We start from the raw sequence: 14,782 nt of genomic DNA on the forward strand, positions 1-14,782 counted from the left end.
CTGCCTCGCAATATGTGTAGTGGCTACATGGAAGTATCGCCACAAACACCTCGACCTTTCGTATCCCGGCTGTTGCCTCATCGACTATTTCCAATCTGTCTCCGGCAAAATCGATATACATCTGGTCTCCGGCGCGGTGCTCCACATGCCCGATGGCATTGGTCTGCAGCATGAACTGCCTGAGTTTCATCCCGAAAGATGCCTTCAGATAGCCATCGGGATGGCCGGTATGATACTCTTCATACAACTTCTTGACCGTCATGCCCTTTCGAGAAAGTCGCGCCGCATAATCGGGCAATAGGGCTTCAAGCCTGACCTGCCGCTCCGACGGTTTACGTTCCCTCGCCCCTGGTATGGCAAATAGTTCCTGTAGCCGCGCATCACTCAGCGACGGCAGCTTCTCAGCGGGTATACCGCTGTCCTGATACATTCTCACATATCGACGCACGGTGTTGCGGGAGATATCAAAAGCACTGCAGATGCTTTTTATTCCCATCTCCGATGCGTGACATAAGAGAATGTTTTTAAATTTTGTGTTCATGTTTTCTTTGAATTATATCCCCCGTCGGCCAAAACGGAATTCAAAGATACATATAAAATCCCCTGCTGACATTACGTCGACAGGGGTCATTTTTATATTGGGCAAAAGGGTCAGTGATATTTTGGCTTAAGGGGTCAATTCAACCTGGTCTAAGGGGTCATCCGAGCCTGGGTTTTCCACATTGCCTTCTTTGGACATGAGCGGACGCATTTTCCACATTCAATGCACTTGTCGTGGTCTATGACTGGATAGCCGTCGGGACCTTGTGCAATGGCACCCACCGGGCAAAGACGTATCAATGGACACACATGGTCATGCGGACATAGTTTTCGGTTGACTCCTATCATCAGTTATTTGGTTTTGAGGTTTGATTTTCATGATTTTGAGTGGGCATGACGCTACACATTTGCCGCATTTGATACAATCGGCGTGAAGATAGCCAGTCTCTGAGCCGCGACTATCGTAAGGTGTAATCTGCATGGGACATACCCTTGCGCAACTTTTGCATTTCATTTGGCAAGAGATGTCAACGTAGACGCTGGTGAACGCCTTAGGATACGGAGCTTTCTTTGGAGCAACCCATGATGAAAGTGTTCCCATAGGGCAGAATGAGCACCACGTCCGTGGTGCGTAGATGAACGAGAGGGTCACTCCTACCACTGTGGTTATCGCTATGATATTCCAAAACACACGCCCTATGGCATTCCAATCACCCCATGCGAAATACATCTGCACACCAAACACGGTAAATATGAAGAGAACCATAAACAGACGGAAGCCGAATGTGCGGACAAAGGGTGGAATAGGGCGATGAGGCGAGTATTTCGCCAATAGACGGTCGTACATATTACCTCTAGGACAAGCGTTGCCACACCACCATCGGCCACGGCTCACGGAAAATGCCACAGGAGCTATCATGCATACCAACGCCAACAATCCTATTGCCGGATAGAAATAACCTATCGCGAGATAAGCCAACAGTATCCAGTAAAGCGACCAGCCTTTGGTCGGTAAATATCTGTGAAATCTTTTCTGTGCCATAATCATTTTTAATATGGCACAAAATTAATGCCTTTATGATAGAGCAACAACAGATTTTAGCTATCTTTGCATTGAATTTATCTATCATGACTCTTCAACAGCTGAAATACATAATAGCGATAGACCGATACCGCAATTTCGCAAAAGCCGCTGCGGAACTTGATGTAACGCAGCCTACACTCAGCGCGCTTCTCCTAAAGCTGGAGAATGAACTCGGAGTACGCCTTTTTGAGCGTAGCAACAAGAGTGTGCGCCCAACGGCCACCGGAGAAACAGTGATAAGGCAGGCTGAGAAAATTTTAAGTCAGACCGAGTTGATTTCAGAGACAATCTCGGAGCAGAAAGGCGAAGTATCCGGTTCGCTTTCAATCGGTATCGGGGCCAGCATCGCACCTTATCTCATGCCGTGGTTCATCAAAAAATACACAGACCGTTATCTAAATGTAAGGCTGACTGTCAACGAGATGAGGGGTGATATGACCATCGACTCTCTCCGCTTGGGAAAGATTGATATCGGAATCGCAATCAGTGGCAATACCTCTCAGGAAACTATTGAAATTCCTTTCTATTGCGAGCCGTTCCACGTCTATGTGGCTAATGATTGTCTGTTGAAAATGCCTAAATTCAATCCGGCAGATCTGCTGCATGAAAAGATGTGGATAATGAAGGAGTCACAATGTATGCGCGAGAGCGCATTCAGTTTTTGCAAAACAAGGAGTATCGGTCGTCATATCTATGAGGCTGGAAGCATCGAGACACTGATACGCATTGTCGATATAAACGGAGGCTTCACAATCATACCGGAAATGCACCTTCCATTTCTGACAGACGCACAGCGGGAAAATGTACGACCGATAGAGGGTGAATATGTCTCGCGACGGTGTGTCTCAATCTATATCCGCAAGGATTTTATAAGATACCGCATGTTGAAAAGTTTGATTGAAATCATGTTGTCAATTATTCCTAACAAAATGATTGACAGCAATATGCATAACAAGATCGCATTAATATCAAAGAATTGCCATACATTATATTGAATTACAACAGGTGCGAGATCGACTAAGAGGTTGTTTAAAACGGCCGTGATGTCGCCCAAAACTTTATAGGTTTATAATTACGCTGATGCAGGAAACTTCCAACATTAAGAGGGTGTTTCTTAATCGAATTTGTCATTCCGGTATGATTTTCATACATTTGTAGAAACTTAACATACAATCGTCACATACGTGACTTCACCAATCCTATCACTCTTATGCCACGCATTCTGATCATCACTTTCTGCATGCTCTGTGCCATGCAATGGTCTCTTACCTCTGCCAATGACTGGGAAAATCCACAGATCTTTGCCTCCGGCCGTGAACCGGCCCGTGCGACCGCCTTCCCCTATGCCTCTCCGGCTGAGGCTCTGGGCGGCGACTATGAATCATCACCTTTTTTCATGAGCCTCAACGGGAAATGGGCTTTCAGATTCTCTCCGACTCCTGACAAGCGGCCTGTCGGATTCCATGACCCCGGATTCAGCACTGCCGGATGGGACAGCATTCCGGTGCCCTCAAACTGGGAGACCGAAGGTTACGGTACACCTATATATACCAACGTCACATATCCGTTTCCGAAAAACCCGCCGTTCATCGACCACTCCGACAACCCTGTTGGGTGCTACCGCCGTTCGTTCGAACTGCCCTCCGGCTGGGACGGTCGCCAGGTGTTTCTCCACTTCGGCGGCTCTACGGCCGGAATGTATGTGTGGGTCAACGGCCACAAGGCGGGCTATGTGCAGAGCACCAAAAATCCGGCTGAGTTCAACATCACCGAATATATCACACCAGGACGAAACGAGCTTGCCTGCGAAGTCTATCGCTGGACCGACGGATCATATCTCGAAGACCAGGACTTCTGGCGCCTGTCAGGCATAGACCGCGATGTCTGCCTCTATTCTACAGACAGCCTGCGCATTTTCGACTTTTTTGCCAACGCCGACCTCGACCGCAGCTACACCAACGGAGAATTGAAACTTGAGACTGTGTTGAAAAACTATGCTCAGACACCTGCCGCTACCAGCCTTGAAGTCTCGCTTTATGACGCCGCCGGCAAACGGGTCTACAAAAACACCCGGCGGCTGAATCTCGGAGCATCAGCCACCACCACCGAAGCGCTGACCGCAAAAATAGGCAAAGTCAGAACTTGGAGTTGCGAGGACCCATATCTCTATACACTTGTGCTCACACTTTCTGACAGCTCAGGCCGTGTCATCGAGTCAACATCGGCAAAGACCGGATTCCGCAAAATCGAGATCAAAGACAGCCGCCTGACGGTCAACGGCAAGCCGCTTGAAGTCCACGGAGTCAATCTCCATGAGCATCACCAGACCCAAGGCCATGTGGTTGACCGCGAGACGATGATGGATGACATCCGCACGATGAAGCGCCATAATATCAACGCCGTGCGCACAAGCCACTATCCCCAGTCGCCGCTGTGGTATGATCTCTGCGACCGCTACGGCATCTATCTCGTGGATGAAGCCAACATCGAGGCCCATGCAATGGGCTCGGTTCCCTGGGACCGGATCGACGACTGTCATCCGGCCAAACGTCCGGAATGGCAGGCTGCGATTCTCGACCGTGAGATCTCCCTTGTGGAGCGCGACAAAAACCATCCGAGCGTTATCATCTGGTCGCTCGGCAACGAATGCGGCAACGGCGAGAATTTCCATGCAGCATATGACTGGATAAAGGAGCGCGACAGTTCGCGCCCCGTACAGTTCGAACAGGCGGGTGAAGACCGTAACACCGACATAGTCTGCCCCATGTATCCAGGCATCTACCAGATGAAAGAATATGCAGCCCGAAACAATCCCGGCAGACCGTTCATAATGTGTGAATACGCTCATGCAATGGGCAACAGCACCGGTAACTTCCAGGAATATTTCGACATAATCCGCTCGTCAGACCACATGCAGGGCGGTTTCATCTGGGACTGGGTGGATCAGGGCCTTCTCACCAAAGACGAGAACGGCGACAGCTACTGGGCCTATGGCGGCGATTTCGGTGCCTATACCCACACTCACGATGAAAATTTCTGCATCAACGGACTCGTACAGCCTGACCGCACGCCCCACCCCGGACTGACCGAAGTCAAAAAAGTCTACCAGGACATACGTTTCTCCTCCACCGACCCCGCATCAGGCAAAATCACGATCGAAAACCACTTTCACACACGCAATCTGCTTGACTATGATCTCCGCTGGGAACTGCTGATGAACGGCGTAGTGACAGACTCCGGCATGATCTCGGCCAATGTACCGGCCGGACAGTCAAAAACTTTCAGCCTGCCTATCAAAAAAATAGATTCTGACAACAGCAACGAATACTTCCTCTCCCTCTATGCCTACACCCGCAAAGGAGATGAAATCATACCGGCCGCACATGAAGTGGCCCGCGAACAGTTTGCACTGAACCCGTCCCATCCCCGTCAGCTGAAAATAACCGCTAACCTCACAGCCCCAAAGGCAGTCAATGACAAAGGCCGCTGGACAGTCAGCTGTGCAAACGGCGTGACAGTCCGCTTCGACTCCGTCAGCGGAATGCTGAGCGGCTACAGCGTCAATGGGCGCGAACTTATAGCCGCCGGGCCTGAACCTTCGTTCTGGCGTGCCCCGACTGACAATGACTGGGGCAACAGCATGCCCCACAAAGCCAATGCCTGGCGCTATGCCGCGAAAAACCGCAGTCTAAAATCGTTTGAAATGACCTCAGAAGATGGCAATCCGACTGTCAGAGCAGTCTACCGCCTGCCTGATGTCCGCTCAGACTATCATGTCACCTATCGCATCGAGCCCGACGGTTGCATCAAAGTCACCTCGTCATGGCAGGCCGGTGACAATGAGGTCCCTGAGCTGATGCGCTTCGGCATGAGACTGGACCTCCATGCCGGGACGGACAATTTCAGATGGTATGGCCGCGGGCCCGGCGAAAACTACTCCGACCGCAACACAGCCTCATTCATCGGCATCTGGGAAGGAAAGGTCGCAGACCAGTTCTATCCCTACATCCGCCCGCAGGAAACCGGCAACAAATCTGATGTCCGCTGGGCCTCACTGACCGATACAGAAGGCTACGGAATCAGAATAGACGGCGATGAGCCGCTCAATGTCAGTGCTCTCGATGTGCTCCCCGAAGATCTTGATCCGGGAATGAAAAAGCACCAGATGCATAATTCAGACGTGCGCCACCACCGCGACCGCGTCTTCCTCTACATAGACCTCGCCCAACGCGGACTCGGCGGAGACAACAGCTGGGGAGCCGGACCGCACTCGCCTTACAGACTGAAAGACAAGTCATATAGCTACAGCTACACCATAGCCCCGCTGCAGCCATAGCCAACTTCTGAAATAACAGACCGCAGACAATATCACCGTCTCAGTCCGCAAAAAACCGGACCGGGACGGTGGTATTCAAATATTTTAACCTAAATATTTTCAAGTCACCTTGCAACAGCCCGGCTCAGAAGCCCGACAATCCACAGAAGGAAGATGGCTCCGACCACAGACGTTATCAGATTACCTATGATCCCTACGGCCGTGATGCCAAGCAGTCCGAAAAGCCAACCGCCAAGCACACCGCCGATTATGCCAACTATCAGATTCACGACAACTCCAAAACCGCCACCTCGCATAAGCTTGCCGGCAACAAAACCGGACAGAATCCCAATGATTATATACCACAAAAAGTTCATAGCTGAAATAGTTTTAACAGGTTTTCGATATTCTCTCCAACGGCTTACCGCCCTTTTTGGTTCAGACCACCACAGAGAGGCTGTTCATTTTCCGAAGCAGAAGCCTTATATATAATATATATTTATTAAATTTGTGGCCTCTAAGAAAGACGCCTTATACACATGCGCACGATTATTGTTACAATCCGCATAACATTGTAACATTTTTGTAATTTTTATTATTCATAAATAACACACTACAAACCAGCATATTACTTAAAATTGTAACAACTTTGTCATTAAATTAACATATTTTTACATTAAATTTCTGAATATTCCGTCCCAAGGCTGTAATTTTGAACTGTCAAACAAAAACAAGCACCGACAAGCAATCGAAATTAACAACTCTCCATAACCTCAATAAAAACGCTTCAATTATGGGAACTCAGGAATTTCAGAACAAGCTTATGAGCCTTCAGAGCAACCTTCTCAACTTTGCGTACATGCTCACATCCAACCGTGACAACGCTTATGACCTGCTGCAGGACACCACCCTGAAGGCCCTTGACAACGAAAGCAAGTATGTTGACAACACCAACTTCAAAGGCTGGGTTTTCACCATCATGCGCAATATTTTTATCAACAACTATCGTCGCGTAGCACGCTCGGCAACTGTCATTGACCAGACTGAAGATCTCTATCACCTGAACCTCTCGCAGGATTCAGGTTTAGAAACCCCCGAAGGATCATTCGGAGCAAACGAGATCACAGATGCGATCAACGCTTTCCCCGATGAATACCGCATCCCCTTCTCGATGCACGTGGCCGGTTACAAATACAATGAGATCGCTGAAAAGATGAACCTCCCCCTCGGCACCATCAAGAGCCGCATCTTCTTCGCTCGCAAGAAACTCCAGACCCAGTTTGCCGACTACCGCTAAGGCGCGCGACGACGACTGACCTGATGAATGCAGGGCTCAAAGTCCAAACGTCATCATAATAAAAAACTATTTTGTAGAGATTAAGTTTCATGTTTCAACTATAGCTGTTTCCAAACAAGGTTAAATAAAGGTAAATAAGATTGGTTTAAACACACACATACGGAAACAATTTTAAGGTATTGATTTGAACACACTAAAGTCCGGCGCGAAGCGATTTCGCAGCCGGACTTGTCATTTAGAGGCCGTTAAAGACCCCGTTTCTCTATATCTATTACTCTAATCCACTTTTCTATTCTGTGACACCGGTCATTCGGCTGTCAGCAGCAGGACTCTCGAACCCCATTCGGTGCGTTTGTCCTTGTCGACATTATAGCCTACCGGCATTTCCAAGCCATTGTCCATCAGATAACGGCCGGAAAAAGTTTTGCCTTCATATCGGAGCGGTTTATTGTCTATACGGTTTATCTCGCGCACCTTATAATTCCGGTCGGGATCCAGGCCGGCCATCTTCACGCGCGGAAGCTGCTGATTGCGGAATGCCTCGGTCTTCCACCAGAAATAGACGGCCTTGTCTTTTTCAGGAGTGGCATACAGAAGAGAGGCCACACCAAGGCCCTCGTAAGGCGACTGCAGGCGATAGATATCACCCTGCTGCACAACAGGACGTATCTCCTTGTACTCGGCTATCGCCTTTCGACACTGCTCCCTTTCAGCCTCTGACATGTCGCGCGGCTGTATCTCCATGCCCAGGCGCCCGCTCATAGCCACGTCAATGCGGTATTTCAGCGGCATAGAGCGATAAGTCTGATGGTTGGGAGTGGCACTGATATGCGAAGCCATAGCAACGGCAGGGAAAAAGTAGGAAGCACCCCACTGCATGTAGACTCTCTGAAGGGCATCGGTGTTGTCGCTAACCCAGAATTCGTCAAACCAGGGGAGCACACCGTAGTTTGCACGACCGCCACCGCTTGCACATGCCTGTATGGTCAGGTCGGGATACTTGGCGCGGATGCGGTCAAGCACTTTGGCCAGACCTTTGTGATAGTCTATGTAGAGATGGCTCTGATTATCGGCTGAAAGATATTGCGAACCGTGGCTGCGGACCGACATGTTGGCGTCCCATTTGATATAGTCGATTTCAGGATATTTCGTCATCAGAGTGTCGACTACCTCAAACACCAGATCCTGAACCTTAGGGTTTGAGAGGTCAAGCACAAGCTGGGTGCCACCGCGTCCATAGACGTGATCGCGGTGGCCGGGCTTGATCACGTATTCGGGATGCTTCTCATAAAGTTCGCTTTTGGAGTTAGTCATCTCAGGCTCTATCCATATGCCGAACTTTATGCCCTTGCTTTTGGCCGCATCAATCAACCCCTGTATTCCGTGGGGCAGCTTGCGGGTGTCAACAATCCAGTCGCCGAGGCCCTGCGTGGCGTTGTCGCGCGGATGCTTCACGCCAAACCAGCCATCGTCCATGACGAAGAGTTCGCCTCCCATCGAAGCTATATCAGCCATCATATTTTCCATCCCGGTTTCTTCGACATCGAAATAGACACCTTCCCAGCTGTTTAGCAAGATCTTGCGGAGTTCATTGCCGTGGGCAATCCTGTGGTTACGGCCCCAGCGGTGGAAATGGCGGCTCACTCCGCTCATGCCCTCGTTGCTGTAAGTAAAGGCCAGCGGCGGGGTTACGAACACCTCGTCTTTCTTCAGATGATACTCCGAATTGTCCTCATTAATGCCGGCGAAAAAACGATGATAATCAGTCTCGTCAGTGTCAATTACCAGCTTGTAGTTTCCGCTGTAGCAAAGGGCGGCCCCGATGACGCGGCCGTCATTCTCACGCGGCTTTCCGTCAAGCGAAAGCATCAGCTCGCCGTGGGCAGTATGGGAGTTGCGCACACCGTCGCGGTTTTTGATCACACGCATTCCGTGTGTCAGGCGCGAGCAGTCAACCCGGCTTTCATTGCCCCAGCTTCCGTAGAGTTGCGAGAGCCAGACATCGCCATAGCGCACAGGCAGACATCCTGAAGCGAAACGGTCGAGGGTCACAATGCCTTTCTCCTGATGAGAAATTTCGGTCCATGTCTCGATGACATCTTCAGCCGGATATGTACGATAGTTGACACTGACAGTGAAAGGATAATGGGAATCCCGAAGCTTCACGGTTGTGATTTCCGAGTCGCCGTCCCTGCGGGCCGACGTACTTTCCACTTTAAGATCAAGCGTCATGTTTCCATCGGCATGAACCGCACTCAGAGCTGCTTCACGTGTAGTGTCAAGCCCATAGGCGGGATATGCGTCGGCCACGGGGCATCCGGCCGCCCTGAGATTGTCAGCGTCAGAGTCGGAGATACGGCCGCCGTAATAGAGAAATTTCAGATTTTTCCCTTTTTCGGCATCAAGCACCATTGAGGTCGACGGAGTGTCAAGTTTCAGCACTTTGGCATATGCGCTCCACGGAAGTCCTGCAAGCAGGACAGCAGCGAGTGAGACGCGCCCTATCATTCTGTGTTTCATATGGCAGATGTTAAGAGATTGTTTAATTACAAGTGTTACTTAGAGACTATTTCTGGATTCGAGCAGAAGTTCGCCGAATTCGAGAATGCTTTTTGCCGTAATGTCGGGCATAGGATCGGATGCAAGCGCAGTTTCAAGTGTTGTCTCGCCTGAAAGCACCAGCACTCCGAGCGCTCCGGCGTTACGGGCCATAGCCACATCTGTGTAGATGCGGTCGCCACACATGGCAATCTCGTCGGCGGCAAAGCCGTAACGGTGACGTATGCCTGAAAGCATGTCGGGGTTGGGCTTCCCGATCACAATATCCGGCAGCCTCCCGGTGGCATATTCGATCGCGCTGCAAAGCGAGCCGCAGTCCACAAGCACTGTCGGTTGATCTGTGGGGCAGACTCGGTCAGGATTCGTGGCTATATAGGGAACGCCTTGCGAGGCGAGCCATGCGGCATGACAGAGGCGCGGATATTCCAGAGTGGTATCAAAGGCCACCACCAGGGCTTCAGGCAGCACTCCGGTCTCCACCGGGGCGATCTCGAAGCCTGCGGCCTCAAACTCGGCAAGCATACTGGGGGTGCCGAGTGCGAAGATCTTTCTGACGCCGGGCATATTGGCTTTGAGATAGTCAATGGTGGCGACTGCCGTGGTGTACATTTTCTCCGGTCCGGTCTTGATTCCGAGCCGTTCGAGTTTGACGAGATAGTCGGCGATGCTGCGGGTAGGATTGTTGGTCAGAAACGAATATCCTATGCCGTTGGCTTCGAGCATTTCAAGAAACGGACGTGTGAAGGGGAAGAGCGTGGCGCCCATATAGATGGTGCCGTCCATGTCAAGAGCCACATGGCGCACCTTGCGGCATGCCTCCATCAGGCGCTCGCGGTCAAGCGGCGAGATCCAGGTGGCGCATCCGGCAATCAGACTGTCATTATTTGCTTTCATGGCTTTCTCCTTCGTGAAGACCGTCAATAGCCTCCTGTTCTTCATAAAATCTGTTGCTGCGCGCATAGCCATCGCGGGGAGCCATCCACATTGAGATGAATGTCAGCGCTCCGAGAATGCCTACGGCGATAATTATATAGAACACCATGTTCCATCCCCAGCGGTCGGCCACGATGCCGATACCGATTGCAGAGACGAAAGATCCGAAATAACCGAATATTCCGGCCAGGCCGTTGGCTGTAGCCGAAGCCTCTTTAGTAGCATGGTTGGCAGAGGCTATGCCTATCAGAGCCTGGGGGCCATAGATAAAGAATCCGGCCATAGCAAGGAATAGCGTGGAGACTATTATCGGCAGTCCGGGGAACATAATGAAGATCCCCATGAAGACAACAGCTAAAGCCATGCACACAAAACACATCCGGTGGGCCTTGCCATGAAAAATATGGTCTGTGGCCCATCCGGCGAAAATGGTGCCTATTATAGCGAAGATTTCAAAAGCGCCCACTGACCAGGCTGCATCCTCGATTGACATGTTGCGCGCTTCGGTCAGGAATTTAGGGCCCCAGTCGAGAATGCCCATACGCATCACATAGACAAAGATGTTGGCTATGCAGAGAGTCCATATCCACCGGTTGGTCCACACCATAGCTTTGAGGAATTTACCGCGCGAGGGAGTCTTGCCGCCCTTGGCATCTGACTTTCCGGTATGGGTGCCGGGCAATTCAGGGAGGCCTACAGAGCGAGGATCGTCACGAAGGCCGACATAGAGCCACAAAGCTCCGCAGACAGCCAGACAGGCCGGAAGCCAGAAACACCATTTCCAGGCATCCCAGTGGGAAGCATAGCTGAGAATGGTCTTCATATGCTCGCTGTCAGAAGGATCGAGATTGAGGTTTGCCGCAATGGTCTGTATTATCTCAGGATTTCCGCTAAGGTCACGACCCATAGTGCCCATGATATAGCCGCAGACCACCACTGCCGCGGCAGCGCCGATAGAGTGAGAGGTGTTCCAGATAGACATCTTTGTGGCCAGTTGCGAGGGGTGGATCCATGACGGGAGCAGACGTGCGCACGGCGGATAGCCCACTCCCTGGAAATACTGGTTGAGGACTATGGTCACTGCCATCAGCATGATCAGCATGTTGATGAAATCAGGTCCGCTGTCCACGCCTGTGATCCAAGAGCTGATGTTGACGCCGAAGCCGAACATGAAGTTGGAGGCGGCACAAAGCAGCAGGCCGACGGCCATGATGACGCGGGCGCTGAAACGGTCGACAATGAAGCCGTTGACAAAACGCGAAAGGCCGTAGATCAGCGATCCGACACCGATCACAATTCCGAAACTTGTGTTTGAGATGCCGTATTGCGCCGTTAGGCCGGGCATGGCGATCGAGAAATTCTTTCTGACAAAATAATAGATCGCATAGCCGATCATGGAGACAACTATGGTGCGCATCTGCCATGACTTGAACTGCTTGACCACTTCCGGTTTCCATCCGGCATAAATGTTTTCAGTCGACATATCTGATTTGGTATTAAGAGGCTATATTTTCATTTCACACCGTTGGCTTTCATCGTCGCTTCCACGTCAAGGGCTTCGGCGAGGATAGTCACCGGATTTTCCACCTTAACCCCGGTGCTCATCTCGATCTGCATCTTGCAGGTCTCGCAATCGGTGGCCACAAGGTCGACACCCGCTTCAATGATGCGGTCAAAGAGCTCTCGCCCTATGGCCTGTGAATAGGCGTAGTTCTCTTTTTTGAATCCATAGGTTCCGGCTATTCCGCAACACGACGATTCAAGCGGCACAAGAGTGAGGCCGGGAATGCTCCTGAGCAGCGACACGGAATGAATAGCCCATCCGAGTTTCTGCATATGACAGGGGGTGTGATAGGTGATGCGCCGACGATAGTCTTTCCGGAACACGAGTTTCACCCGTCCTTCATCCACAAGACGGTTCAGGAAGGCGGTGGCAAGCAGGATGCTGTCACGCACGTCGGCATTGTCCACATCGAGCAGGTGAGGATACTCGTCACGAATGGTGAACACACAGGTCGAGCTGGTGGCTATGACCTGCTGACCCCGGCTGACGGCCTTCCGGATCGACCCGATGTTAAGACGGGCATCGCGCCGGGCTTCGTCAACCATCTTGTTGGCGATCTTGGCCACTCCGCAGCAGCGCTCCTTCTCCAGCAGGCTGACTCCGTAGCCGATGGCATTCATCAGCTTGACAAAGTCGCGGCCGAGCGCCGGATTGTTGTAGTTGACGAAACAGCCGTGGAAATATGACAGCCGGCGTGGAAAACTCGACTGGTCAGGAGCCTCGCGGCGCATCCACGACTCGAATGTCTCTGAAGAGTAGGTAGGAAAATTTCTGTGGTGGTCGATGCCGAGCGTAAAGTCCATGACGCTTTTGGTCAGCGGCATCCTGAGAGCCGTATTGACAATGAATGACATCGAGGTCGCCATCTTGCCCATGAAATCGGTGCTCGCAAGCATGCGGTCACGCAGTGAAACCTGACGCTTGTCATATCTGATGCGCGCGGTCTGGATGATGTCACCGATCTTTACGTTTGACGGACAGGCCACCTCACAGCGCTTGCAGTTGAGACAATATTTCAACGCAGCATCATAAAACTCTGGATTTTTCAGTCTGTAACGTTCTCCGTCAGGCCCGGCCTGCTTCGGCCCCGGATAGTCGGGATTGACGGCGAGCACCGGGCAGTAGACAGTGCAGATCGTACACTTTATGCACTGTTCGAGATTGTTCGGACTGATATTTTTTATCTGGTATTCCATCGTAAAAATTGGTTTTACTGTTAGGCTTGGGCTTCTGAATTGTCTGCCCGGCCGGCTGCAATTATGTTTCGTGCCACCTGGAGAGCCGAAAGTATGGCGACCCCTCCACCCGATCCTTCGCGTATCGGGTTCGATCCGCCGAGAATAGCACCCACAGCATAGACATTTCCGGCAGGAACACCGTTGAACATCACATGGAAGTCACGGTCTGTAGTCACCCCGAACTGCATGTAGGGCTGATTGTCGAAAATGCTTTTTCCGCACCAGAGACTGCGGTCTGACGGAGCCTCGACATCAGCTCCGAGCACCGGTTCATAGATGCGGTCAGGCTCAGCGACAAGCCCCTGGCTGAAAAAGCTCCCGGTAGCGAGAATGAAATTGTCGGCCTGCAGGCTCATGCCGCTGAGGTTAGCGGTTTCTATCTCTTTAAGGGCAGGGCCTTCCATGTAACCGCGGGTCACGTTGTCGCCAAGGAAATAAGTGCCTCCGAGCTGTTCGAAATAACGGCGGAGACGTATCTGCGAGCGCATCCCGCAGACCGACATAGGCAACACCGGCACACACAGCAACTTGGGTATCACCATAGAGCGCAACTCTCTGACCGGCTGCTCGGAATCAATCCCGACCACTGCTGGCATGAATACCACATCGGAGTTTCCGGCCGCACGGTTGATCTCGGAGGCAAGCATCTCAAGCACCGGGCCTTTCAGCACTTTGGCTATAGCCGCAGCGCGCATTTCGGAGGAGTTTCTGCGCAGGCGCTCTATGGCCGGAAGCGTTATTTCGGCATAATCGCAGGGCAGATTGTGTTTCTTCAGTCCGTCGGCAAGAAAACCGGGAAGGAAATCAAGAAAGCCCTTGAAATTTATGATCGTAGCCTTGCGCCATCCGGTTTCCGACGGATTCTCGCATGTGGCGTAGTCATCCATCGTAAGCCAGGAAGGCTCACACAGTCCAAGCGGCGTAAGGCGGAAATGATTTTTTGAAGAGTCGCCGATGAATGTCAGCCCGGCATCCGCAAAGATCTGTTTGGCATCATCGGCAAGAGCCGGGATCGACTCCGCTCCAATCTTGGAATAAGGATGTCCGGCGGGCAGAGTTCCTATAGCCTCAAGCGGATGAAGCAGCTCCTTGCCATCGGCATGTCCAAGCAGCCCGAAAGAGCCGGAATGGAAGTGCAGAGCACTCTGCCCGGAAGATATGATTGCGACTTTGCTGCCTGACCGTGCGAGTTTCACTCCGGCCATGAGGCCGCTGAGACCTCCTCCTATTATAATGGTATCGTATTTCATCG

12 protein-coding genes are annotated in these 14,782 nt (G+C 51.5%); 3 read left to right on the forward strand and 9 right to left on the reverse strand.

Annotated features, from left to right (window positions below; genetic code table 11):
- The 3 genes from C5O23_RS04640 to C5O23_RS04650 all read right to left on the reverse strand — a co-directional run.
- Positions 1 to 541, reverse strand: a 541-nt coding sequence (locus C5O23_RS04640) for a helix-turn-helix domain-containing protein (protein ID WP_338030910.1), incomplete at its 3' end; no start/stop codon positions are given.
- Between the two features lie 149 nt (positions 542 to 690).
- Positions 691 to 888, reverse strand: coding sequence for a 4Fe-4S binding protein (locus tag C5O23_RS04645; protein ID WP_107031786.1), 198 nt, complete (start codon positions 886 to 888; stop codon positions 691 to 693).
- Positions 854 to 1,582, reverse strand: a complete 729-nt coding sequence (locus C5O23_RS04650; protein WP_107031787.1) for a 4Fe-4S binding protein — start codon at positions 1,580 to 1,582, stop codon at positions 854 to 856. Before C5O23_RS04650 ends, C5O23_RS04645 begins: the two co-directional genes overlap by 35 nt.
- Before the next feature lie 86 nt (positions 1,583 to 1,668).
- Here C5O23_RS04650 and C5O23_RS04655 point away from each other — a divergent pair, with 86 nt between their 5' ends.
- Positions 1,669 to 2,619, forward strand: a complete 951-nt coding sequence (locus C5O23_RS04655) for a LysR family transcriptional regulator (RefSeq protein WP_107031856.1) — start codon at positions 1,669 to 1,671, stop codon at positions 2,617 to 2,619.
- Between the two features lie 215 nt (positions 2,620 to 2,834).
- Positions 2,835 to 5,960: a beta-galactosidase, LacZ type gene (lacZ, locus tag C5O23_RS04660; RefSeq protein WP_107031788.1), complete on the forward strand. Its 3,126-nt coding sequence runs from the start codon at positions 2,835 to 2,837 to the stop codon at positions 5,958 to 5,960.
- A 104-nt stretch (positions 5,961 to 6,064) separates the two neighbouring features.
- On the opposite strand, the gene C5O23_RS04665 is transcribed toward lacZ, so the two are convergent.
- A complete protein-coding gene (locus tag C5O23_RS04665; protein WP_107031789.1) occupies positions 6,065 to 6,316 on the reverse strand; it encodes a GlsB/YeaQ/YmgE family stress response membrane protein in 252 nt (83 codons plus the stop codon).
- A 416-nt stretch (positions 6,317 to 6,732) separates the two neighbouring features.
- On the opposite strand from C5O23_RS04665, the gene C5O23_RS04670 reads away from it, so the two are divergent.
- Positions 6,733 to 7,236, forward strand: a complete 504-nt coding sequence (locus tag C5O23_RS04670; RefSeq protein ID WP_107031790.1) for an RNA polymerase sigma factor — start codon at positions 6,733 to 6,735, stop codon at positions 7,234 to 7,236.
- A gap of 306 nt (positions 7,237 to 7,542) precedes the next feature.
- Here the strand turns inward: C5O23_RS04670 and C5O23_RS04675 are convergent, their stop codons facing one another.
- The 5 genes from C5O23_RS04675 to glpB are packed head-to-tail and all read right to left on the reverse strand — an operon-like array spanning position 7,543 to position 14,780.
- Positions 7,543 to 9,756 (reverse strand): alpha-galactosidase, encoded by a 2,214-nt coding sequence (locus C5O23_RS04675; RefSeq protein WP_107031791.1) that lies wholly within the window; start codon positions 9,754 to 9,756, stop codon positions 7,543 to 7,545.
- 39 nt (positions 9,757 to 9,795) lie between these two features.
- Positions 9,796 to 10,617: an HAD-IIA family hydrolase gene (locus tag C5O23_RS04680; protein ID WP_107031857.1), complete on the reverse strand. Its 822-nt coding sequence runs from the start codon at positions 10,615 to 10,617 to the stop codon at positions 9,796 to 9,798.
- 58 nt (positions 10,618 to 10,675) lie between these two features.
- Positions 10,676 to 12,211: an MFS transporter gene (locus tag C5O23_RS04685; protein WP_240597670.1), complete on the reverse strand. Its 1,536-nt coding sequence runs from the start codon at positions 12,209 to 12,211 to the stop codon at positions 10,676 to 10,678.
- A gap of 29 nt (positions 12,212 to 12,240) precedes the next feature.
- Complete coding sequence (gene glpC / locus C5O23_RS04690) at positions 12,241 to 13,488, reverse strand: anaerobic glycerol-3-phosphate dehydrogenase subunit GlpC (protein WP_107031792.1); 1,248 nt, start codon at positions 13,486 to 13,488, stop codon at positions 12,241 to 12,243.
- 20 nt (positions 13,489 to 13,508) lie between these two features.
- Complete coding sequence (gene glpB / locus C5O23_RS04695; protein WP_107031793.1) at positions 13,509 to 14,780, reverse strand: glycerol-3-phosphate dehydrogenase subunit GlpB; 1,272 nt, start codon at positions 14,778 to 14,780, stop codon at positions 13,509 to 13,511.
- Between the last annotated feature and the right edge of the window lie 2 nt (positions 14,781 to 14,782).

This window comes from Duncaniella muris (genome assembly GCF_003024805.1).
Classification (GTDB): domain Bacteria; phylum Bacteroidota; class Bacteroidia; order Bacteroidales; family Muribaculaceae; genus Duncaniella; species Duncaniella muris.

What these genes read in the sequence shown, in the direction of transcription:
- C5O23_RS04645 (WP_107031786.1), bottom strand. Translation starts at nt 888, where the DNA reads ATGATAGGAGTCAACCGAAAACTATGTCCGCATGACCATGTGTGTCCA.
- C5O23_RS04650 (WP_107031787.1), bottom strand. Translation starts at nt 1,582, where the DNA reads ATGGCACAGAAAAGATTTCACAGATATTTACCGACCAAAGGCTGGTCG.
- C5O23_RS04655 (WP_107031856.1), top strand. Translation starts at nt 1,669, where the DNA reads ATGACTCTTCAACAGCTGAAATACATAATAGCGATAGACCGATACCGC.
- lacZ (WP_107031788.1), top strand. Translation starts at nt 2,835, where the DNA reads ATGCCACGCATTCTGATCATCACTTTCTGCATGCTCTGTGCCATGCAA.
- C5O23_RS04665 (WP_107031789.1), bottom strand. Translation starts at nt 6,316, where the DNA reads ATGAACTTTTTGTGGTATATAATCATTGGGATTCTGTCCGGTTTTGTT.
- C5O23_RS04670 (WP_107031790.1), top strand. Translation starts at nt 6,733, where the DNA reads ATGGGAACTCAGGAATTTCAGAACAAGCTTATGAGCCTTCAGAGCAAC.
- C5O23_RS04675 (WP_107031791.1), bottom strand. Translation starts at nt 9,756, where the DNA reads ATGAAACACAGAATGATAGGGCGCGTCTCACTCGCTGCTGTCCTGCTT.
- C5O23_RS04680 (WP_107031857.1), bottom strand. Translation starts at nt 10,617, where the DNA reads ATGGAGGCATGCCGCAAGGTGCGCCATGTGGCTCTTGACATGGACGGC.
- C5O23_RS04685 (WP_240597670.1), bottom strand. Translation starts at nt 12,211, where the DNA reads ATGTCGACTGAAAACATTTATGCCGGATGGAAACCGGAAGTGGTCAAG.
- glpC (WP_107031792.1), bottom strand. Translation starts at nt 13,488, where the DNA reads ATGGAATACCAGATAAAAAATATCAGTCCGAACAATCTCGAACAGTGC.
- glpB (WP_107031793.1), bottom strand. Translation starts at nt 14,780, where the DNA reads ATGAAATACGATACCATTATAATAGGAGGAGGTCTCAGCGGCCTCATG.